The following is a 20,946-nucleotide window of genomic DNA, read 5'->3' as shown; positions in this document are numbered from 1 at the left end:
GGATCGGGGCGGCGGGGCGCGGTGCGGCGGCGAGGGAGCCGGTGGTCCCCGTGGGGACGTGCCGAGTGGGGTCGGGTGGAAGGGCTCGGCGCCCTGGGATCACGGAAGGACGGCGGGTCAGGGTCAAGGGTGTCTTCTCCACGGTTTCGGGCATGCAGAGGCCGACAGCCGAGTGGCTGAGCGTGCCGCGCGGCGCCTCGGGCGGGGTCGGGCGTCGGTCGGCGGTCGAGGTCGGACACGAGGGCGTCGGGGACGGCACGGTTCAGTACGGGAAGACCGACTGCGGTCCGCATGATTACTTTCGGTACATGTGATATCACGCTAAGGATCGACGTCCCTCATGCGACGCGGCGGCGTGCCACCTGGCTGGCCAGCTTTGTCGGCGGCGGATCCGCGGGGGCGGGTGTCCGTTCCGGTGTCGGGCGCGCCCGCTCCGCGGGGTGGCGGCCGCGACCCCCGAAAACGTCGGCCGAGTTCACGTTACGCAATGGTTAAATAGGCTGGCACGATCCATTAAACGGTGCCAAACATTGAAATTCGAAACATACTGCCCGGATCGGTCAGTTTGAAAACCGTGCCTTGGCCCCTTGTCCGTTCTCACTGTGCGTTATAGCTTGTATCCGTATCTGAATGAGCATCCTCGCGAAACGGGTTGTATGGACGCTCAGCAGGCGTTGGCATCTTTTGTCGTGTTCTCGCTCATTGTCACCGTCACCCCGGGCCCCGCCACCGTGATCGTTCTGAGGAACGGCATCGTGCACGGGGTCCGACCCGCTCTCTCGGCGGCCATGGGCGCGGCTCTGGGATCCCTCGCCTGGGGGTTCGCGGCCGCGGTCGGGGTCGCCGCGTTCGTGGCCCGTTCGGACGCCGCCTTCGAGGCCCTCCGCTACGCGGGCGCGGCCTACCTCGCCTACCTGGGGGTGCGCACGGCCGTCGAGCGCCCTCCCGCCTACACCCCCGAACCCGAACCGGCGGCCGCCACGGCCCCCTCGGGCCGTACCCGTGTGCGGCCCCTGGCCGGTCGGAGGTGGTTCCGGCAGGGACTCCTCGCCGACCTGCTCAGTCCCAAGGCCGGGCTCTTCTTCCTGGCGGTCCTCCCCCAGTTCGTGCCGCAGGGGTGGGCGCCCATGCCCGCCATGATGCTCCTCAGCCTCGTCGACTGCCTCCTGGTGGCGGCCTGGCTCGGATTCCTCTCGTACTTCTCCCACTACGCACTCCGACGCCTCCACCAACCCGTGTGGTACCGGACGGTCCAGATCGTCTGCGGGCTGACCCTCGTCCTGCTCGCACTGCACGTCGTCACGGCCGACCCGGGCCGATAGCCGCCCCGGGGCCCAGGGAAATCACGCGCAATTGTCGTGAAGGGATTCGCCATGCCTGAAACCATGAAATCCGGTCTGGAGATCAGGCTGGTGGAGGCCTTGCAGCCGGTCAGGTACTTCGTATTGGCGCAGGTGCTCCACCAGTTCATGGAAACCGGACTCCACGAAGAGCTCGACGCGGGTCCCCGCACCGTGGAGGAGTTGTCGGAAAGCCTTTCCCTCCAGCCCCGGCGCCTGGTGGGGGTGCTGCACTACCTCGCCAACGAGGGCTACCTCAGTGAGAACGACGGTGTCTTCTCCCTGGAGGAGAAGGCACGGGAGACCGCCGTGTTCTCCTCCTGGTACAAGCTCCTCGTCGGCGGCTACTCCCAGACCTTCGAACAGCTCGGCCGGACCCTCCAGGAGGGGGCGGGCTTCGCCTCCCGGTCCGGGCTGGACGTGGGCGTCGGCAGCTGCGGCATCAGCCAGTACGACGCCTACCCCGTCATCGTGGGCCTGCTCGAGGCCGTCCGCGACGACGTCGAGTCCGTGGTCGACCTCGGGTGCGGCGACGGCAGCTCCCTGGCCGACCTCATGGAGCTCCTGCCCGGGCTGTCGGCCATCGGGGTCGATCCGGAGCCCGCGAGCGTCCGCGCGGGGGAGGAGCTCATGCGGCGGCGCGGACTCGACCAGCGCGTCCGGCTGCGGGTGGCGGGGGCGGAGGACGCGCCCGAACTGGACCTCGGGCCCGGACCCGTCTGCTTCATCTCCGCCTTCGTGCTCCAGGAACTCCTGGAACAGCAGGGGAGGGACGCGGTGGTCGGCCTCGTACGCGAGGTGTTCACCCACCACCCGGACGCGCACTGGGTCGTGATCGAGGTCGACAACCGCATCGCCGACCGCGCCGCGATGGCCCACCGACTGGCCCTGTCGTACTACAACCCGTACTTCCTGGTGCACTACCTCACCGAGCAGCGCCTGGAACGCGACGCGTTCTGGCACGAGCTCTTCACCGAGGCGGGGGCCGAGGTCGCCCAACAGCTGACCGCCGACCCCCGCGTCGACTCCACGGGCTTCCTGCTCGGGTACCGCCTGCGGGTGGGCACCGGGGGGCGACGTTGATCGAGACGCGCGCGAAGTCCGAGAGGGAGCCGGAGCCCGGGAGGACGGCGGAACTGAGCTCCAACGAGTCCCCCGCGGGGCCGCCGCCGTCCGCCGTGGACCGGCTGCTCGCCCTCCAGCACTCCCTGCACCGCTACCCCCGTGGGGCCAGCGCCCTGCTGCGCAAGGAGATCGCCGCCCACTGGCGGGTGCGGCCGGACTCCCTGGTCCTGACCAACGGTGTCGACGAGGCCATCGACCTGCTCGCGTCGCTCACCGACCGGGTGTGGTGCACCGTCCCCGGGTTCGACGCCTTCTGGACGCGCCCGGAGACCCAGGGGCTGCCCACCACGCGGCTGCCGCTGAGGGAGGACGGACAGCCCACGGTCGGCCCGGAACGGGTCGGACCGCACGGGGTCGCCTTCGTGGCCCGGCCCAACAACCCCACGGGAACCGTCGTCTCCAGCGAGTGGCTGGACGCGCTGCCCGCCCGGGTCGACCTCGTCTGCGTGGACGAGACCTACGTCGACTTCTCCGAGGAGAGCGGATACGTCCCGAGACTGGGGGAGTGGGAGAACCTCTGCGTCTTCCGCAGCCTGTCCAAGGCCCTCGGCCTCGCGGGCCTGCGGCTCGGGGTCCTGGCCGCCCCTCCGCTGCTCGCCGCCCGCCTGCGGGAACGGCAGCGGTTCTACTCGGCGGACGCGGTCAGCCTCCACCTGGCCGCCGCCGCCATCACCGACGACGCCTACCTGGAGGGACACCGCGCCCAGGTGGTCCGGGGACGTGAGCGCCTGGTGGACCTCCTCGGCGCCTCGGGCCTGTTCGTCGAGGTCCTGCGCACCCAGACCAACTTCGTCATCGCGCGGTGCCCGGACCCGGCCGAGGCCGTGCACGTCGAACAGTGGCTGGCCGAACGCGGAGTCTACGTGCACGAGTGCTCGCTGCTCGGCTACCCGGGGCGGCTGCGGATCTCGGTCGGCACGGACGAGGAGACCGCGCTCCTGGGCGGCCTCCTGGCGGAGCTGGCCAGGCAGGGCGCCCCAGGGCCTCCCGCCCTGGAGTGAACCCCGGGACCCCGGCCGCGACGACAAGGGATCCCCAGGTCAGTGACCTGGGGATCCCCCGGGAGGCGGCGCGGGTCAGGCCACCGCGTTGATGCACCACACGATCCACGGCAGCGCCACGATGTCGATCAGCACCGCCCCGGCCAGCGGGACGATCAGGAAGGCCTTCTCCGAACGGATCCCGAAACGCCGGTTGAAGGCGTCCATGTTCGCCATCGCGTTGGGCGTGCCGCCGAGTCCGTGGCCGACCATGCCCGCCGCCATCGTCGCGGCGTCGTAGCCCTTCCCCAGCAGGCGGAACACGACCAGCGCGACGAACAGCAGCAGGACGATCACCTGGACCGCGAGGAGCAGCACCAGCGGCAGGGCCAGCGCGTACAGGTCCCAGATCCGCAGGCCCATCATGGCCATGGTGAGGAACAGGCCGAGCGACAGCGACGACACCAGCGACAGGGCGCCCTGGTGCATGCGCAGCCCGAACCGGTCACCGACGTTGCGCGCGACGGCCGCCACCACCATGGCACCCACGTACGCGGGCAGCACGAACCCGGTCGTCTCGCTGAACCACGTGCCCAGCGCGACCCCGGCCACCATCACCACGCCGATCAGCACGGCGGTGTTCAGCAGCGGGCCGTAGCCCACCGGCTGCTCCTTCTCCTCCGCCTCGACGGCGGCGGACGCAGCGGTGTCAGGGGCCGACGGCACCTCCACCTTGTGGCGTCGCATCAGCCAGGAGGCCATCGGACCGCCCAGCAGACCACCCGCGACCAGGCCGAACGTGGCCGCGGCGATCGCGATCGCGGTGGCGCCGTCGGTGCCCAGGGCCTCAGCGGTGGGCCCGAACGCCGCCGCGGCGCCGTGGCCGCCCTCCAGGGCGACGGCACCGGCCATCACGCCCAGCACGGGGTCGATGCCCAGGGCCTTGGCCATCCCGATGCCCACCACGTTCTGGAGGATCGCCAGGGTCCAGCAGGCCAGCAGGTAGACGATCAGCAGCTTGCCGCCCTTGCGGAGCAGGCTGACGCTGGCGCCCAGACCGATGGTCGTGAAGAACGCGATCATCGCGGGCTCCTGCAGCGTGGTGTCCAGCTCCAGCTGGGCCACGCCGGTCTCCCGCAGGGCCAGGACGGCCAGCGCGAACGCGAAACCGCCGATCACCGGGCCCGGGATGCTGAACCGCTGGAGGAAACCGACGTGGCGCCGGGCGAACTCGCCCAGGAGCAGCAGGACCACGGCCAGGGTGGTGGTCTGGATCAGGTCCAGGGAGATGTTCATGAGCTCCGTCCTCTGGCCGCGCGTACGCGGTCCACCATGCGCGCGGCGACGCGCGCGGTCCGGCCGTCCACGTCCAGGGACGGGTTGAGTTCGGCCACGTCGAACAGGGCCAGCCGTCCCGAGGCGGCGACCTCCTCGACCACGGCCTGCACCACCTCGGTCGGAACGCCGAGCGGCGAGGGGGCGCTCACCCCGGGCGCCACCCACGCGGGCAGGGCGTCCAGGTCGAGCGTGAGGTAGACGTCGTCCACCGTGTCCAGGAAGGAACGGACGAACTCCAGCACCCGCCCCAGGTGGGCGGCGGTGCACTGGTCGTCGGTGAGGTACTCGACGCCGAGCCGGCCGGCGCGGTCGAACAGCACGGGGGTGTTCCCGGCCTCGTTGATCCCGACGACGGCGTACCGGAAGTCGCGTCCCCGGGCCCGCTCGTCCTCGGAGATCTGGAGGAACGGTGTTCCGGAGGTGGGCTCCGGCTCCTCGCGCAGGTCGAAGTGGGCGTCGATGTTGAGCACGCCCAGGGTGCGGGTCCGGTCGGATCCCAGGCCCTCGTCCAGGCCCAGGTAGCTCGCGTAGGCGACCTCGTGGCCGCCGCCGAGCACGACGGGGAAGTGTCCGGCCCTCATGGCCCCGGCCACCACCGAACCCAGCGCGCGCTGGCCGGCCTCCAGGTCGCCGTCGTCCACGCGGACGTCCCCGGCGTCGTAGAGCGCCTCGTCCCGGTGCAGGGCGAGCGGGGCGAGCGCGCGGCGCAGGGCGGCGGGGCCCTCGGCGGCACCGGTGCGGCCCCTGTTCCTGCGCACGCCCTCGTCGGAGGCGAATCCGACGATCGCGGTTCCGGCCCGGCCGGCGTCGTCGAGCGGGCGCACGGTGCCGTGCCAGCGCCGGTGTTCGGCGCCGGGGCCGTCGTCGCGCCCGGTCCAGACGGGGGGATCCACCCTGTTCAAATCGTTCCTCCACTCAGGTCACGCGCCGCCTCTTTGACGAGGCGGACGTAGTAGGGGCGTCGGCGCTCGGTCAGCGCCGCCGGGGCCATCACGGTGACGACCCCGTTCAGGGAGCCCGAGTCACCGAGCACGGGGGCGCTCGCGCCCCACACGCCCTCGTCGAGGGCGCTCTCACTGACCGCCACACCCTGGTCCCGCACCAGGGAGTGCGCTGCCTCCAGGGCCCGCACCCGTTCGGCGGGGAGCCGGTAGGCGGCGTACACCTCCTGGCGCCGTGACTCGGGAAGGTGGGCCAGCAGCGCCTCGGCCGTGGCCCCGCGCAGCAGCGGCCGCACGGCTCCGCGGGTGTAGCAGCAGCGCAGCACCCGGGCCCCCTCGACCGCGTCCACGCACAGGGCCTCGGTGCCGACCGGCACCATGAAGGCCGCCAGTTCTCCGGACTCGTGCGAGAGCCGTTCCAGCCGCGGGCTGATGGCGGTGCGCTCCAGTGCGCCGTTGCGGTACTTCTCCGCGAACCGGACCGCCACGGGACCGGCTCCGTATGCGGTGCCGTCACGCTGCACGAACCCGGTCGCGGACAGCCGGTCCAGCATCCGGTAGACGGTGCTGACCGGGATGCCGGTGGCCTCGGAGACCTCCGAGGCGGTGGCGTGTTCCGTTTCGGCGAAGACCATCAGCACGCCGAGCAGGCGATCGGTGGTCCGCCCCGAGTTGCCGGACGTCGCGTCGGCTGACATGGCGCCCCCTCTCCCGGACCGGGCCAGCTCCGAGCGGCGCTCGGGACCGGCTCACTCTATGGATCGGACAAAAGGGATGAAAAGGGCAAATTCTCATCCAATGAGAAGGCTACGGTCCGATCCGCGCCCGGGTCGTCGGCCGGTTCTGTGAGGTTGCGCTCACGCCGCACCCTGAGGGCGGGCACGAAAAAAGGCCCTGCTGAGCAGGGCCTTCGTCGGTGTGTGAGGGGGACGCGAGCCGTCCCCCTCGTACGCCCGGTTCTAGAACTCGGTGATCGACTCCGCCATGCCGTCGGCGATCTCGACCTCGGCCATGACGGTGGTCCCGTTCGCGAGGGTCGCGTCGAACTCGTCGAAGTCGCACGCCACGTCGCCGGTGTCGGGGTCCTGGACGCCCCCGGCGCAGGCGTTGACGCCGCCGATGATCACGGTGTCCTCGGAGACGAAGAACGCCGTCCCGTCGATCATGTACTCGCCCGGGGCGATGTACTCCAGCTCGCCCACCACGTACTCTTCGGCCCCGCCCGCGGCGCCCTCGTCGGTTCCCCCGTCCGCCGGCTCCTCGGGCTCCTGGTGGCTGTCGTTGTCGTACTCCGTGATCGACTCGGCGTTCCCGGTCTCCAGCACCTCGGCCCGGGCGTAGACGTCCGTGCCGCTCTGGGTGGCGGCCTCCAGCGTCTCCAGGTCGCAGTCCACGACGCCGAAGCCGTTGTCGTCGAGGCCGTTCTCGGCGGGGCAGGCGTTGTGGCCGCCCAGGATCCGGGTCTCCTCGCTGACGAAGAAGGCCTCGCCGTCGATCATGAACTCACCCGGCGCGACGAACTCCAGCTTGCCGGACCGCGGCTCCGTGACCACCGCGGCCTCGTTCCCCTCGCTCTCCTGGGGGGAATCGCCCGACACCGCGCCGATCACGTCCCCGGTGGAGCAGGCCGCGGAGCCGAGGACCACCAGGCCGGAGGTCGCGAGGGCCAGGACGGTGGTACGGAAATTGCGCTTCATGCGATTCCTTTCTCCCCGAAGAAGGAGACTTCTCAATGCGGGTGAGTGGTTTCGGGTATAAGTCGGCAGGGGTTTCCGTGGGTGGGAGAACACGCGCTACGGGGGATGTGCGGTGTTTTCCAGAACCCGGAGGAAATGCGCCTCACGAGGCGCGCCGGTGCCGGTGGTCCGGGTGGAGAGGTGCTGTGACCTCTAGCTGCGCCTCATCGGCGTCGGGAGCTGTGGTGTCGGGCGAGTTCCGTCATCGACGCGTGTCCGAGTTCGTGTGTATCGGTCGCCTGGCAATGCGTTTCGCCCTTTCTCCCCTGCTCGGCGGCGGCCTCTTGTGCCGCGCCTCCTGTGTCCGTGGTTTCTTTCTGTGCGTTCTGATGGCGGCGGGGGTGGAGGAGTTCTCCCGAATGGCGAAGTTTTTTGGGTCCCGGGAGACCGCGCGGGACAGGCCGTACTCCCCGACACCCGGCTGGGCCCGTCGGGAACCGCCCGGTGGGAGAGGGACGGGACCCCGTGAAACACGAAGTGCGGGCCGAGATTCGCTCTCGACCCGCACGGAGTTCCTGCTGGTGTCCGAGGGGGGACTTGAATCATTCCCTCACACGGACCGAGTCCTCTGGTCTTGAGCACCGACCTGTCCCTGGACGGGCGGTGGCCTGCGATGGATTCTTCCCGTTGGTCCCGCTGGACCACCATCGCGCTGCCCTGGTGTGACGCGACCCGCGTTGACCGGCAGACCACAGCAGCCAGGAGCCGAGGTACTCCGGGACGATCGCACGCCGCCCGGAGCCCGAACCGCCGAGGCTTCGATCGCATGAGGAAACCTTGACCGACGCTTCGATCTGTAGCGTTTGAGCGGCAGAGCGCAGATATGCCTCCGAGGCGGCATCGTTGCCGGAGTCGAGCGTGTCAAAGGCTGCAGCGGGCGTCGGCGGGTGGGGATTCGAGGTCGAGGAGATAGGTGTTGACCACGTCGTCGACGCACTCGCTGCCGCCGAGGAGGTAGGCGCCGTGCTGCTTGCCATCGACGGTGAGCAGGCTTCCGTCGAGGGCTCGCGCCATCGCGACGCCACCCTGGTGCGGCGTCGCGGGGTCGCCGGTGACCGACACGACGAGCGTCTCAGGGAGGCCTTCGACATCGGCGAGCCAGGGCTCGTCGCTCGTGGGCGGTGCGGGCCACGCCTCGCATTCGCTGTGGTAGTTCCCCGCTGTGAACACGTCGAGGTCGAACATCGGCGCGGCCTCTCCGAGCTCGCGTGCGAGCGCGGTCTGTTCCTCCGGCGTCAGGCGGGGCCAGTCCATGCAGCGCACGGCGAGGTTCGTGTCGGTGTCCAGGCCGTAGGCGCCGTCCGGCGTGCGGGCGTAGAAGGCGTCGCGCAGGGCGAGCATCTCGTCGGGGTTCCCTGCCTCGAGCGCGGTCAGGGCGGAGATGACGTCGGGCCAGCTCGCCTCCGAGTACAGGCCGCCGGAGATGGCGAGGTAGACGTCCCAGACGTTGAGGGCTCGGCCATCGGCGGTCGCCGCTGGTGTCTCGATGATCGGCTGGACGATCTCGTGCAGGCGATCGTTCGCAGTCGCGGGATCGGCACCGAGTACGCAGCCGGGTGATTCGGCGCAGAGCGCGGCGAGGTCGTCGAACCGGGCCTGCATGCCGGTGAACTGGGAGATGCGGAACTCGCTCGCCGTCAGGTCGGGCGGGACGGCGCCGTCGAGCACGATCGCACGGACCTTCTCCGGGTAGGTCGCGGCGTACATGGCGCCGAGCTCGGAGCCGTAGCTGTAGCCGAGGTAGGTGAGCTTCTCGTCGCCGAGCACCTCGCGTATGAGGTCCATGTCGCGCACGACATTCGTCGACCCGGCGTTGACGAGGTTCTCGACGCCGCCGGAGCCGTCGGCGCAGCGCTGCGCGATCTCGGCCGCTTGCTCGGCGCTCGTGACCTCGTACACCGCGCCGAACCGCAGCGCGTCGCCCGCGTCGTACTCCTCGTCGGTGTAGCAGTCGAGGGCGGGGGTGGACGACCCGACCCCGCGCGGGTCGAAGCCGACGATGTCGAAACGCTCGGCGACGGGGCTGGCCTGCCACAGCGGCAGGGTGGACGCGACGAGGGTGGTGCCGGAACCTCCGGGGCCTCCCGGGTTGATCAGCAACGAGCCCTCGGCCTCGCCCGTGGCGGGCAGGCGCAGGAGCGCGACCCGCGCCCTCTCCCCGTCCGGCTCGTCGTGGTCGAGTGGAACCTCGACCGAGGCGCATTCGAGCTCCGGGTTCGCGAACAGCTCGGCGTCGGCCGCGCTCGTCGCGGTGTCCTCGCATCCGCCCCAGTCGAGCTCTTGTTCCAGGTAGGAGCCGAGGTCCGTGTCCGCTCCGGAGTCCGGTGGGGGAGAGGCGGACGCGCATCCGGCGAGCGGGAGGAGTACGGCCGTGGCGGCCGCCGCGAGCGCGGTCTCCAGGCGTCGGGATCGATGTGGGCGTGGAAGACGTGATCGCATGCGTATCTCCTTTGTCGAGCCGCAGTCATGTACGAGGGTGCGGCGACGGTTGGCCTGGTGTTCTTGGTCGGACGCACTGAGCTGCTCGATCAGGCAGCGACCCTGACCGGCTGGTGCGGGGATGTCAGCTCCCGATCCCGTCGGTCTCGGCGTCCAGGAGCCGGTGATGGCGGAAGGTGAGTGCTCGTTCGATCCCCGCGAGGCCCGCGGTGATGGTGAGCGCCGTGTTCGCCCATGTCGGCAGGTCGACGGGCGAGACGAACGGGGTGAAGCGATTCGCCCAGAGCGGCAGGTGGGTGACCAGTTCGAGTAGCTGCGGCGCGAGGAGGATCAGATTGACCGTCAGCACGATGACGGCGCCGGCGGCCAGGGCGCGCCCGACCCTGGGGTGCTGCCGGGAAAGTTGAGCGCGCCGGTGCTCGGGCGTCCCCGGTACGGGATCGAGGCGGCGCTGGCCGCCGTCCGCGCTGATCAGGTGGATCCGCTGCATGCCGTACCTGCTCGCGGCGACCTCGATGCTGTCCGATCCGAGCGGGAACCGGACCGGCATGTCGCAGGTCCGCACGTGCCGGGCGCCCCTGTAGAGCGAGGCGCGGCCCGACAGGTGATCGACATCGACCGTCGCCGTCGACGCATCGGGAAGGTCGATCGCGAATCGTGTGCGCTGCAGTGAGAGGGAGGGGCGGAACGGTGGCAACGGCGCTCCCGGATCCGGAGCGGGTGTCGACCATGCTCCCGCGTCGCCGTCGAGCCCGTCGAAGCCGTCGATCCGGCCGTCGCCGTGAGGCCTCTTCCGCGCCGCGCCGGTCCAGGGGTCGTGCCAGTCGCTCACGTCTGGTCCCGTCCCGGGTCGGGGCGGGAGGGAACACCACCACGAAGTCTTTTTGGCATGCTCATGCTAGATAAAGTAGCACAGGCATGCCAAAAAATGGCTAGGATGGTGTCATGCCTAAGAGAGTCGACCCGGAGGTCCGCCGGGAGCAGGTCGCCGATGCCGTGATCGACGAGATCGCCGAGCACGGGATCCGCTCGGTGACCCTCACCCGGATCTCCGCACGCACCGGCCTGGCCATCGGGAGCATCCGGCACTACTTCGGCGACAACGTCCGCGAGGTCATGCGCTTCACGCTGGGCGTCCTCATGCAGCGCGCCGCGCGCCGCGACGCGAGGATGTCAGACGACCCGGTGGCGCGAATCGCGGATGTGATCGTCTTCGCCACGCCGACCGACGAACAGGAGCACCGGGAGAACATCGCCCTGGTCGAATACCGTGTCATGGCGCGCACGGACCCGGAGCTCGCGGCCGACATCGCCGCGACGTCCCTCGCGGCCGAGGAGCTGATCCGCTCGCTGCTGCGCGAAGCGCTGGCCGACCGTGTTGTCGACGAGGAGGCGCTGCACCGCGAGGCGCTCCTGCTGTTCGCCCTGATCGAGGGTCTCTCGTTCAGTTCGGCGCTGTTCTCCGCCCCGTTGCAGGAGACGGACGTCCGCGCCGTCGTGACGGCGACCATGCAACGTCTACGCGACGCCTATCCGCCTTCCGAGAAAGCCGTCGGGGGAGCGGCTGGAGAATCCTGAGGCCGCCGAGGAGTCACGGAACTACGGCTGGCACGTCATGGACACAACGCTCATGTCCGAGCGGAACCGCGTGAGGATCGCCCGGAGGGGGGAGTGTCCTCGCGCAGGAGCAGGTGCTGCGGACGGCAGTTCCTAGCCTCGCTGTTCGAAGCCGATCTGGTCCGCAACCGCGGGCCCTGGAGGAACCTGGCCACTTGGAGATCGCGGTGGCCGAGTACGTGGGCTGGTTCAACCACCGCCGCCCGCACGGTGAGATCGGCCTGGTCCCGTTGGCGTACCCGGTGCTGTCCGCCCGGTGCTCAGCGGCTGCCCTGATCGTTCATCGCGTGACGCCCCGGCCTGCGTTGCGGGGATATCGGGAGCGTCCGAGGGGGCCGGGGGAGTCGAATCCCCGAGCCCGTGACCCGCGGACCCTCGTGGAGGCTCTTCCGCGGGCATGAGAAAACCCCTGCTCGTGGCAGGGGTTTCACTGGTGATCCGGTGTCCGAGGGGGGACTTGAACCCCCACAGCCTTAACGGCCACTAGCACCTCAAGCTAGCGCGTCTACCTATTCCGCCACCCGGACTGGGCTGTTCGGCGTGTGTCGCTCCGAACAGGTTTAACCATAGCAAAGGTCTGGGGCCGCCCGAACCAGTTTTCCGGCGGGGGGTCACCGTGACAGGCTCTAGGCCAAAAGGTGCGTCCTGAGATGGGAGAACCAGATGGTGGAACCAGGCAGGGAACCGAGCGCGGGCGAGGTCGAGGTCGTCGACCTGTGCCGGGAGCTCATCGAGATCGACACCTCCAACTACGGTGACCACTCCGGGCCGGGCGAGCGCAAGGCGGCGGAGTACGTGGCGGCCAGGCTCGACGAGGTCGGGGTGGAGTCGCGGATCTACGAGAAGCACCCCGGGCGCAGCAACGTCGTGGCGCGGATCTCGGGAGAGGACTCCTCTCGTCCGCCCCTCCTCATCCACGGCCACCTGGACGTCGTCCCCGCCGCCCCCGAGGACTGGACCCACCACCCCTTCGCCGGTGAGGTCACCGACGGCTGCGTGTGGGGGCGCGGCGCCGTCGACATGAAGAACATGAACGCGATGGTGCTGGCGATGCTGCGCCAGCGGCTGCGCGAGGGGCGCAGGCCCCCGCGCGACATCGTGCTGGCCTTCCTCGCGGACGAGGAGGCGGGCGGCACCTGGGGCGCCCAGTACCTGGTGGACGAGCACCCCGAGCTGTTCGCCGACTGCGACTCCGCGATCAGCGAGGTCGGCGGCTTCTCCTTCACGGTCAACGAGAACCGGCGCCTCTATCTCGTGGAGACGGCGGAGAAGGGCATCGCGTGGATGAAGCTGACCGCGCGCGGCACCGCCGGGCACGGTTCGATGACCAACAGGGACAACGCCGTCACCGAACTGGCGGCGGCCGTCGCCCGGCTGGGACAGCACGAGTTCCCCGTGCAGCTGACCCCGACCGTGCGGACCTTCCTGGAGGAGATCTGCGAGGAGTTCGGCATCCCCTTCGACGAGAGGGACGTGGACGCCACGGTGGCCCGGCTGGGTCCCATCGCCAAGATGATCGGCGCCACCCTGCGCAACACCCTCAACCCCACGGTGCTCGGCGGCGGCTACAAGGCCAACGTCATCCCCGGTGAGGCCACCGCGCAGGTGGACGGGCGCTTCCTGCCCGGGACCGAGGACGCGTACTTCGCGAAGATCGACGAACTGCTGGGCCCGAAGGTCAGCCGCGACTTCATCCACCACCTGCCCGCCGTGGAGACGCCCTTCGACGGCGGCCTGGTGAACGCCATGTCGGAGTCGCTGCTGGCCGAGGACCCGGGCGCCAAGGCCGTGCCCTACTGCCTCTCAGGCGGCACGGACGCCAAGAGCTTCTCCCGGCTGGGCGTGCGCAACTACGGTTTCGCGCCGCTCAAGCTCCCCCCGGAGCTGGACTTCGCGGGCATGTTCCACGGGGTGGACGAGCGCGTTCCCGTGGACGGCCTCCAGTTCGGCGTGCGGGTGCTGGACCGGTTCGTCGGCATGAGCTGACCTGCAAAACCGCCCATAGCGGGACGGGACGAAAGGCCGCGCCGAGAAGTTCTCGGCGCGGTTCTCTTTTTCGCCCATGGTCACTCACGGTGATGCTAGTGTTGCTTTCAGTTCAGCGGGGCCTCTGTTTACCGGGGCTTCGCGGTGCGACCGTCAGCGGCGTCGCCGCGCGGGACCGTCCAGCAGCAATGACACGAAGGGGCATCCATGGTGCTCGCGAGCCGAGGGTGGCTGGTTTCCTCCAGTCGCGCTGCTCGCAACGCCCGTGGTGCCTACGCTCGGTTGCTGCTCCTGTCCGGCATCGTCGCCGTCGCCTGGCTGGCCGGAGGAATGGGTGTCGCGCACAGCGAGACCGCCTCCGAGTCCGGCGGGCTCGGCGGAAGTGTCCTGGGCGTCGGTGAGCTCACTGACCGCACCGGTCAGGCCGCCGACGAGCTCCGGGACTCCAAGCTCTCCGACACCGCGAGCCGGGCGGCCTCCTCCACGGAGGCCCTCACCGGCGGCGTCGTCCCCCAGGCCTCCTCGCTTTCGAGGAACGCGCTGCGGGAGACCGGCGCGGCGCTGGAGGAGAGCTCGGTGGGCGCCGTCGTCCACGACACCGGTCAGGCCGTCGACGACACCGCTCGCGGGGCCACCGGCCTCGTCGCCGGGGTCGCTCGCACCGGTCAGGGGGTCGTCGACTCCACGGACCAGTCGTTGCGCGAGTCCGCGCTGGTCGACAGTGTGGCCACCAGCCTGAACGACACGGTCGGGCGCGGTGGGATCGACTCCGTGACCGAACCCGGCGGTCCCCTGGGACTGCCGATCCTGGGCTCCGAGGAGGAGCCCGCCGTCTCCGCGCCCACCGCCGAGCGTTCCGACGCCGAGAAGCGGGAGCGCGAGGAGCGGGTGGCGCGCGTCAAGGACGAGGTCGCCGCCCACGTCGCCCAGACCTCGTGGCGTGTGGCCAACGAGGTCGCGGGGAACGCCGGTGACACGGCCTCCGACGACGACTCCGCAGAGCGCATCCGCCTCATCGGCGGTGGCTCCCACCACCAGGTCGGGCCGGACACCACCGGTGCCTCCGCCCCGTCCTTCCCGGCACCCGGTGCCGCTGGTTTCCTCATGGCCCGCGCCGGTCACATGGCGCTTCGGGCCCAGCGGGTCGCCCTTCCCGGCGACCCCACCCTGGTCGTTCGCGATGCCGCGGACGACCCCTCGTACTCCCCCGACTAGCCGCGCTCCCAGACCGCGGCCGGTCCGTGCGCCCTGCGCACAGCCGCCCAGCCGATTCCCGGTGGGCGTGCTCCCTTCCCAAGGCTCCATAGCCGGGAACTCCGTCCGCGGTCACACGAGTAGCCAGCAGGACCTCCTCGTCGACCAAAGGACAGCCGATGACCCAGTCAACCCACCTCCGTTTCGCGGCCCTCGTGGCCACCGGATTCTTCGTCGCCGCCAGCGGCATCGCCCACGCCGACACCACGACCAGCGGTAACGGATCGCTCGGCGGCGGCAACCAGCTCGTCGTCGACGGTGACCTTCCGATCAACCTCTGCGGGAACGCCATCGCGGTCCTGGGCGTCGCCGGTGCCAACTGCACCGACGGCGGGGCCAGCGTCACCGAGACCGGCACCCCGAAGAACCCGCACCCCGGCTACGACGGCCACGAGCCCGGGGAGCCGGGCAAGCCCGGTGAGCCCGAGGAGCCGGGCAAGCCCGGAGAGCCCGGCCAGCCCGGTGAGCCGGAGGAGGACAAGCACGAGCAGCAGAACCCCGACGACGACCCCGTCGTGGGGGACCCCGAGGAGCCCGCGGGGGAGCAGGACAAGGGGCGGGGCGAGGACGGGCAGTCGCCGTCCGAGGAGCCCTCGCCCGCCGCCCCGGGGACCCCCGAGCGGCCCGCCGACGCCGCCTCGCCCTCCGCTCCGTCCGCCGACGAGCAGCGCCTCGCCGTGACCGGCACGGACCAGAGCGGCCTCGCCGCGCTGCTCGCGGGGGCGGTCCTCACGGTCGCCGCGGGCATCGGGCTCCTGCTCTTCGGCAAGCGCCGCAGGGCCCGGGCCTGATCAGCTCCCCGGGCCCCCGGGCCCGGGGGTTGACGCGAGTCCCGCAGCACCGGCCGAGGCCATGTGCTCGGGGTTCACGTCAGCCGCCGCTCAACCAGAGCGGAGCTGATCGACGGGGTGTGGACGTCCGCACGCAGCCAGCGCAGACGGACGCCGCCCACACCCACCAGACCGGCAGACCACGCACCGCCCAGGTGCGGAGCCGACCGGATGATCCCCGGCCTCAGCCAAAGGCCCGCATCCCACCCAGGGGTGTGGAACGGCCTGTGGGCCCGCACAGACACCTTCTCATCAACTCGTTATCTCGAAAGGACTTCCCACATGCGTAAGTGGGCTAGCACCTCCGCGAAGTCCGTGCTCCTCGCGGCCGGCTTCGTCGCTCTGGGCACCGGCGTGGCCTTCGCCGACAGCGACGTCGCCACCAGTGGCAACGGCTCGGTTCTCGGTGGCAACCAGGCCGTCCTGAACGCGGACGTCCCCGTCAACCTCACCGGTAACGCCGTCGGCGCCGTCGCCGGCATCGCGGGTGCCTCCAGCACCGGCAGTGACGCGAAGGTGATCGACCACCACCACAACGAGGTCCACACCTCGGGCAACGGCTCGATCCTGGGCGGCAACCAGCTGGTCGTCGACGGCGACGTGCCGATCAACGTCACCGGCAACGCGATCGGCGCCGTCGGCGGCGTCGCGGGTGCCTCCAGCACCGGCAGCGACTCCAAGGTCCTCCAGGGCGGGCACGGCCACAAGCACAAGCACGGCGAGCCCGACGTCGCCACTTCCGGCAACGGCTCCCTCATCGGCGGCAACCAGATCGTCGGTGACCTGGACGTCCCCGTGAACATCTCCGGCAACGCGATCGGCGCCGTCGGCGGCGTCGCGGGTGCGGCCGCCACGGACGCGGACGCGATCGTCCGCCAGAGCCACGAGGCCCCCGGCGTCGAGCACCAGTCCGCTCCGCTGACCACGGCCGACCTGCTCAGCGAGGCCGTCGGCAACGCGCAGATCCTGCCCGACACCTCCGGCATCGACGCCGGTGTCCTGCGTCAGTCCGCCCCGGTCCGTGAGCACCAGTCGATCGCCACCTCCGGCAACGGCTCCGTGCTCGGCGGCAACCAGGCCGTCGTGGACCTGGACGTCCCCGTGAACGTCGCGGGCAACGCGATCGGCGCCGTCGGCGGTGTCGCGGGTGCGGCCGCCACCGACAGCGACGCCGTCGTCAAGGAGGCCCACCGCGACATCGCGACCTCCGGCAACGGCTCCGTGCTCGGCGGCAACCAGCTGGTCGCCGACGCCGACGTCCCGGTGAACGTCGCGGGCAACTCCGTGGCCGCCGTCGCGGGTATCGCGGGCGCCAGCGCCACCGACGCCGACTCCAAGGTCGTGCACCAGAGCGCGGAGACCGAGCCGCAGGCCTCCGCCCTGGACAGCGTCCCGCTGGTGGACCAGCTGCCCGAGGTTCCCGTCTCCGAGATGCTGCCGGTCGGCTACGACCTGAGCGAGACCGCCGCGCAGTCGGTCGAGGAGCACGCCCCGGAGCGCGCCTCCGAGCTGCCCGACGCCTCCGAGATCCCGTCCGTCGACCCGATCGGTGACCTGCTGGGCGCCGCCGGCATCGGCCTGTAGCTGACAGAACAGGTTCCAGGGTCCGTACGGCGGACGCCTCCGGGCGTTCCTCCGGACACGGTCCGAAGGACCTGCGTGGGGGGTGAGCCCGTACACGGCCACCCGCCGGACCAGGGGGAGTGCGGCCTCCCGTTCCGTTATGGAACGCGGTGGACTGCGGGAAGCCGGACCTCCCTGGCACGGCGGAGGCGGTGCTGCGGGCGGTGTCCCCGCGACCGGCGCCGAAAGAGGTGCCGTGCACGTCCGAAGTGAAGTGGTGGTGAGTCGCCTCCGCGCTCCCATTCCGTTATGGAACGCGGTGGACTGCGGGAGGGTGGGGGTGACGACCGCCGAGCTCAGGACGTGAGCCGAGTCCTCCCGGGAATATCCGGGAGGACTCGCCGCATTCTGGGGGCGGGGACACCCTGAAGCCCCGAAGTGTGATGCAAGTCACTTTGGTGGGGTGTTCCAGGTGCTCGCCAGAGCAGGAGAAGACGTGAGGGAGAGCGGCGCCACGGCCGGTAGTGCAGGTTACGGGCCGGTACCGGCCCGTGTTGCGCTTATTCTGCGGGTGCCGGTGGGAGACGGCCCGACGTCCATGGAGGGCGAGCCCCGAACGAGGGACCAGGCCCGCTCACCGACGGGGGAGAGCCTGTAGTTCGGTTACTGTCGGTTCCCACGGGAACCGAAGGACCGCGGCCGACAGAACACGTAAGGCTAGACGTAGGGGAAACAGCGTGCCACCCACGAAGGGCAGCGCCGGCAAGAACGGCTCGAAGGACAAGGCAAGCCAGGGGGCGGGTACCGCTCTCGTCATCGTCGAGTCACCAGCCAAGGCGAAGACCATCGCCGGATACCTGGGGCGCGGCTACGTCGTGGAGTCCAGCATCGGTCACATCCGTGACCTGCCCACCAAGGCCGCGGAGATCCCCACCAAGTACCGGGGACAGCCCTGGGCACGGCTCGGTGTCGACGTGGACAGCGACTTCGAACCGCTCTATGTCGTCAACTCCGACAAGAAGGCGCACGTCAAGAAGCTCAAGGAGCTCATGGCGGACGCTGACGAACTCCTCCTGGCCACAGATGAGGACCGCGAGGGCGAGGCCATCGCCTGGCACCTGCGCGAGGAACTCAACCCCAGGATCCCCGTCCGCCGGATGGTCTTCAACGAGATCACCAAGGACGCCATCCAGCACGCCGCGAACAACACGCGGGACCTGAACACCCGCCTGGTCAGCGCGCAGGAGACCCGACGCATCCTGGACCGCCTCTACGGCTACGAGGTCTCACCCGTGCTGTGGAAGAAGGTCATGCCGAAGCTCTCGGCGGGCCGCGTACAGTCCGTGGCCACCCGTCTCGTGGTCGAGCGCGAGCGCGAGCGCATGGCGTTCACCTCCGCCGAGTACTGGGACCTCAAGGCGCTCTTCGACGCCACCGAGGCCGGTGTCCCCGACGGCCCCTCCACCTTCCCCGCCACGCTCTTCTCCGTGGACGGCAAGCGGATCGCCTCCGGGCGCGACTTCACCCCCCAGGGCACCATCCGCTCCGACCGCGACGTGCGCCAGCTGGACGAGGCCACCGCCCGCGGTCTGGCCGAGCGCCTGGCCGGTGCCGGGTTCGCCGTGCGGTCGGTGGAGCGCAAGCCCTACCGCCGTTCGCCGTACGCCCCCTTCCGCACCACCACCCTCCAGCAGGAGGCCTCCCGCAAGCTCAACCTGTCCGCGAAGCAGACCATGCAGGTCGCCCAGCGGCTGTACGAGAACGGGTACATCACCTACATGCGTACCGACAGCACCACGCTGTCGGACAGCGCGATCAAGGCCGCCCGCAACCAGGTGCGGCGCCTGTACGGCGGCGACTACCTGCCGGACAAGCCGCGTGTGTACGCCAAGAAGGTCAAGAACGCGCAGGAGGCCCACGAGGCCATCCGCCCCGCGGGCGACACCTTCCGCACACCCAACGAGACCCCGCTGTCCGGTCCCGAACTGCGCCTGTACGACCTCATCTGGAAGCGCACCGTCGCCTGCCAGATGAAGGACGCGGTGGGTGAGTCCGTGTCCGTGCGGATCGAGGGGACCTCCGCCGATGGCGAGGTCGCGGAGTTCGCCGCCAGCGGCAAGGTCATCACCTTCCACGGCTTCCTCAAGGCCTACGTGGAGGGCTCCGACGACCCGGCCGCCGACCTGGACGACCGCGAGCGCCGCCTGCCCGCGATGTCCGAGGAGGACCCGGTCAAGGCGCAGAACCTGGAGGCCGAGGGGCACAGCACCCGGCCGCCCGCGCGCTACACCGAGGCGACCCTGGTCAAGGAGCTGGAGGAGCGGGAGATCGGCCGCCCCTCCACCTACGCCTCGATCATCGGCACGATCCTGGACCGCGGCTACGTGTTCAAGAAGGGCACGGCGCTCGTGCCGTCCTTCCTGGCCTTCGCCGTCGTCCAGCTGCTGGAGCGCCACTTCGGCAACCTGGTGGACTACGAGTTCACCGCGCGCCTGGAGGAGAGCCTCGACGACATCGCCCGGGGCGAGGCCGAGAGCCTGCCGTGGCTGCGCCGGTTCTACTTCGGCGGCGAGGACGCCGAGGGCAACCAGGAGACGGGGCTCAAGGAGCTGGTGGGCGACCACCTCTCCGAGATCGACCCCAAGGAGGTCAGCTCCCTCCCGCTGCCCGGGACCGACATCATGCTGCGGGTGGGGCGCTACGGCCCCTACCTGGACCGCGAGGGCGTCCGGGTCAACGTGCCGGAGGACCTGGCCCCGGACGAGCTGACCGAGGAGAAGGCGGAGGAGCTCTTCGCCCAGCCCAGCGGGGACCGCGAGCTCGGACCCGACCCGGAGACCGGCCGCATGATCGTGGCCAAGACCGGGCGCTACGGCCCCTACGTCACCGAGGTCTTCCCGGAGCCGGAGGAGCCCGAGGGCGAGACCAAGCCCAAGGCGAAGAAGGCCGCCAAGGTCAAGCCGCGCACCAGCTCCCTGCTGAAGGACATGGACCTGGACACGGTCACCCTGGAGGACGCGCTGCGTCTGCTGTCCCTGCCCCGCGTGGTGGGTCAGCTCGACGGCGAGGACGTCACCGCCCAGAACGGCCGCTTCGGTCCCTACCTCAAGAAGGGCACCGACAGCCGCTCCCTGGAGACCGAGGAGCAGATGTTCACGGTCACCCTGGAGGAGGCGCAGGCGATCTTCGCCCAGCCCAAGCAGCGCGGTCGCCGGGCGGCGGCCCCGCCCCTGCGCGAGCTCGGGGAGGACCCGGCCTCGGGCGCCAAGATGGTGGTCAAGGACGGCCGGTTCGGCCCCTACGTCACCGACGGGGAGGTCAACGCCTCCCTGCGCAAGGGCGACGAGGTCGAGTCGATCACCGACGAGCGCGCCGCCGAGCTGCTGGCCGAGCGCCGGGCCAAGGCCCCCGCCAAGAAGAAGGCACCGGCCAAGAAGCCCGCCGCCAAGAAGGCACCGGCGAAGAAGCCCGCCGCGAAGAAGACCACGACCACCACGGTCAAGAAGGCGGCGGCGAAGAAGCCCGCGGCCAAGAAGACCGGTGAGCCGAGGACGACCACGAAGAAGGCCTCCGACGAGTAGTCCCGTCCGGACCCGACCGCGCACGCCCGGGTGCTCCCTCAGGGGGCGCCCGGGCGCGCGGCCTTCCGGCGGCGCCTCCGCCCGTCGCGGGGCCGCCGGAGAGACGTGACGGATACGCGACGCGGGATCCCTGTTCGGGGATGATCTTCCGTACTACGCTGTGCGTGACGGATGGGGACACGAAAACGTGTGTGAACCCTGAACGTTCCCCCCGAA

The 20,946-nt window shown here is 70.4% G+C and carries 16 protein-coding genes and 1 tRNA gene; 10 read left to right on the top strand and 7 right to left on the bottom strand.

What is annotated here, in order from left to right:
* The first annotated feature begins 152 nt into the window (after nucleotides 1-152).
* From AC0VYM_RS26515 to AC0VYM_RS26500, 4 genes are all read left to right on the top strand, one after another.
* Nucleotides 153-314, top strand: a complete 162-nt coding sequence (locus AC0VYM_RS26515) for a hypothetical protein (protein ID WP_475456586.1) — start codon at nucleotides 153-155, stop codon at nucleotides 312-314.
* A gap of 342 nt (nucleotides 315-656) precedes the next feature.
* Entirely contained in the window at nucleotides 657-1,322 is a 666-nt protein-coding gene (locus tag AC0VYM_RS26510) for a LysE family translocator (RefSeq protein ID WP_475456584.1), read from the top strand.
* Between the two features lie 51 nt (nucleotides 1,323-1,373).
* Nucleotides 1,374-2,423 carry a 2-ketoarginine methyltransferase gene (locus AC0VYM_RS26505; RefSeq protein WP_475456582.1) on the top strand — a complete coding sequence of 350 codons (1,050 nt, stop codon included), beginning with the start codon at nucleotides 1,374-1,376 and terminating at the stop codon, nucleotides 2,421-2,423.
* The gene (locus AC0VYM_RS26500) at nucleotides 2,420-3,466 is read left to right on the top strand and encodes a pyridoxal phosphate-dependent aminotransferase (RefSeq protein ID WP_475456580.1); all 1,047 of its coding nucleotides are present in this window, start codon (nucleotides 2,420-2,422) and stop codon (nucleotides 3,464-3,466) included. The genes AC0VYM_RS26505 and AC0VYM_RS26500 overlap by 4 nt, the downstream gene beginning before the upstream one ends.
* A 75-nt stretch (nucleotides 3,467-3,541) precedes the next feature.
* Here the strand turns inward: AC0VYM_RS26500 and gltS are convergent, their stop codons facing one another.
* The 6 genes from gltS to AC0VYM_RS26470 all read right to left on the bottom strand — a co-directional run bounded on the left by gltS (nucleotide 3,542) and on the right by AC0VYM_RS26470 (nucleotide 10,731).
* Entirely contained in the window at nucleotides 3,542-4,741 is a 1,200-nt protein-coding gene (gene gltS / locus AC0VYM_RS26495; protein ID WP_475456578.1) for a sodium/glutamate symporter, read from the bottom strand.
* Nucleotides 4,738-5,676, bottom strand: a complete 939-nt coding sequence (hutG, locus tag AC0VYM_RS26490; protein ID WP_475456576.1) for a formimidoylglutamase — start codon at nucleotides 5,674-5,676, stop codon at nucleotides 4,738-4,740. Before hutG ends, gltS begins: the two co-directional genes overlap by 4 nt.
* A gap of 5 nt (nucleotides 5,677-5,681) precedes the next feature.
* Complete coding sequence (locus AC0VYM_RS26485) at nucleotides 5,682-6,422, bottom strand: IclR family transcriptional regulator (RefSeq protein ID WP_475456574.1); 741 nt, start codon at nucleotides 6,420-6,422, stop codon at nucleotides 5,682-5,684.
* Between the two features lie 261 nt (nucleotides 6,423-6,683).
* A complete protein-coding gene (locus AC0VYM_RS26480) occupies nucleotides 6,684-7,421 on the bottom strand; it encodes a hypothetical protein (RefSeq protein ID WP_475456573.1) in 738 nt (245 codons plus the stop codon).
* A 900-nt stretch (nucleotides 7,422-8,321) separates the two neighbouring features.
* Entirely contained in the window at nucleotides 8,322-9,899 is a 1,578-nt protein-coding gene (locus AC0VYM_RS26475; protein ID WP_475456571.1) for an alpha/beta hydrolase, read from the bottom strand.
* 124 nt (nucleotides 9,900-10,023) lie between these two features.
* On the bottom strand, nucleotides 10,024-10,731 hold the full coding sequence (locus AC0VYM_RS26470; protein WP_475456569.1) for a hypothetical protein: 708 nt from the start codon (nucleotides 10,729-10,731) through the stop codon (nucleotides 10,024-10,026).
* A 113-nt stretch (nucleotides 10,732-10,844) separates the two neighbouring features.
* On the opposite strand from AC0VYM_RS26470, the gene AC0VYM_RS26465 reads away from it, so the two are divergent.
* The gene (locus tag AC0VYM_RS26465) at nucleotides 10,845-11,477 is read left to right on the top strand and encodes a TetR/AcrR family transcriptional regulator (protein ID WP_475456567.1); all 633 of its coding nucleotides are present in this window, start codon (nucleotides 10,845-10,847) and stop codon (nucleotides 11,475-11,477) included.
* A 481-nt stretch (nucleotides 11,478-11,958) separates the two neighbouring features.
* On the opposite strand, the gene AC0VYM_RS26460 is transcribed toward AC0VYM_RS26465, so the two are convergent.
* Nucleotides 11,959-12,043, bottom strand: a tRNA-Leu gene (locus tag AC0VYM_RS26460).
* Nucleotides 12,044-12,179: 136 nt separating this feature from the next.
* Between AC0VYM_RS26460 and AC0VYM_RS26455 the strand changes: the two genes are divergently transcribed.
* From AC0VYM_RS26455 to topA, 5 genes are all read left to right on the top strand, one after another.
* Nucleotides 12,180-13,502: a M20/M25/M40 family metallo-hydrolase gene (locus AC0VYM_RS26455; protein WP_475456565.1), complete on the top strand. Its 1,323-nt coding sequence runs from the start codon at nucleotides 12,180-12,182 to the stop codon at nucleotides 13,500-13,502.
* A gap of 207 nt (nucleotides 13,503-13,709) precedes the next feature.
* Nucleotides 13,710-14,717, top strand: a complete 1,008-nt coding sequence (locus tag AC0VYM_RS26450) for a hypothetical protein (RefSeq protein WP_475456563.1) — start codon at nucleotides 13,710-13,712, stop codon at nucleotides 14,715-14,717.
* A gap of 158 nt (nucleotides 14,718-14,875) precedes the next feature.
* Complete coding sequence (locus AC0VYM_RS26445; protein WP_475456561.1) at nucleotides 14,876-15,547, top strand: chaplin family protein; 672 nt, start codon at nucleotides 14,876-14,878, stop codon at nucleotides 15,545-15,547.
* A 321-nt stretch (nucleotides 15,548-15,868) separates the two neighbouring features.
* Nucleotides 15,869-17,170: a hypothetical protein gene (locus tag AC0VYM_RS26440; RefSeq protein ID WP_475456559.1), complete on the top strand. Its 1,302-nt coding sequence runs from the start codon at nucleotides 15,869-15,871 to the stop codon at nucleotides 17,168-17,170.
* A 716-nt stretch (nucleotides 17,171-17,886) separates the two neighbouring features.
* Nucleotides 17,887-20,730, top strand: a complete 2,844-nt coding sequence (gene topA, locus AC0VYM_RS26435) for a type I DNA topoisomerase (protein WP_475456557.1) — start codon at nucleotides 17,887-17,889, stop codon at nucleotides 20,728-20,730.
* Nucleotides 20,731-20,946 lie beyond the last annotated feature (216 nt).

It is taken from the genome of Nocardiopsis sp. iso_237 (assembly GCF_056173345.1).
The sequence above is the reverse complement of the archived record's forward strand: the minus strand, read 5'-3'. Positions and strand labels throughout refer to the sequence as shown.

Excerpts from the sequence above, each read along its gene's own strand:
- AC0VYM_RS26505 (WP_475456582.1), top strand. The coding sequence starts at position 1,374 with ATGCCTGAAACCATGAAATCCGGTCTGGAGATCAGGCTGGTGGAGGCC.
- AC0VYM_RS26445 (WP_475456561.1), top strand. The coding sequence starts at position 14,876 with ATGACCCAGTCAACCCACCTCCGTTTCGCGGCCCTCGTGGCCACCGGA.
- AC0VYM_RS26475 (WP_475456571.1), bottom strand. The coding sequence starts at position 9,899 with ATGCGATCACGTCTTCCACGCCCACATCGATCCCGACGCCTGGAGACC.
- AC0VYM_RS26515 (WP_475456586.1), top strand. The coding sequence starts at position 153 with ATGCAGAGGCCGACAGCCGAGTGGCTGAGCGTGCCGCGCGGCGCCTCG.
- AC0VYM_RS26510 (WP_475456584.1), top strand. The coding sequence starts at position 657 with ATGGACGCTCAGCAGGCGTTGGCATCTTTTGTCGTGTTCTCGCTCATT.
- AC0VYM_RS26450 (WP_475456563.1), top strand. The coding sequence starts at position 13,710 with ATGGTGCTCGCGAGCCGAGGGTGGCTGGTTTCCTCCAGTCGCGCTGCT.
- AC0VYM_RS26485 (WP_475456574.1), bottom strand. The coding sequence starts at position 6,422 with ATGTCAGCCGACGCGACGTCCGGCAACTCGGGGCGGACCACCGATCGC.
- AC0VYM_RS26440 (WP_475456559.1), top strand. The coding sequence starts at position 15,869 with ATGCGTAAGTGGGCTAGCACCTCCGCGAAGTCCGTGCTCCTCGCGGCC.
- AC0VYM_RS26455 (WP_475456565.1), top strand. The coding sequence starts at position 12,180 with ATGGTGGAACCAGGCAGGGAACCGAGCGCGGGCGAGGTCGAGGTCGTC.
- gltS (WP_475456578.1), bottom strand. The coding sequence starts at position 4,741 with ATGAACATCTCCCTGGACCTGATCCAGACCACCACCCTGGCCGTGGTC.
- AC0VYM_RS26480 (WP_475456573.1), bottom strand. The coding sequence starts at position 7,421 with ATGAAGCGCAATTTCCGTACCACCGTCCTGGCCCTCGCGACCTCCGGC.
- AC0VYM_RS26465 (WP_475456567.1), top strand. The coding sequence starts at position 10,845 with ATGCCTAAGAGAGTCGACCCGGAGGTCCGCCGGGAGCAGGTCGCCGAT.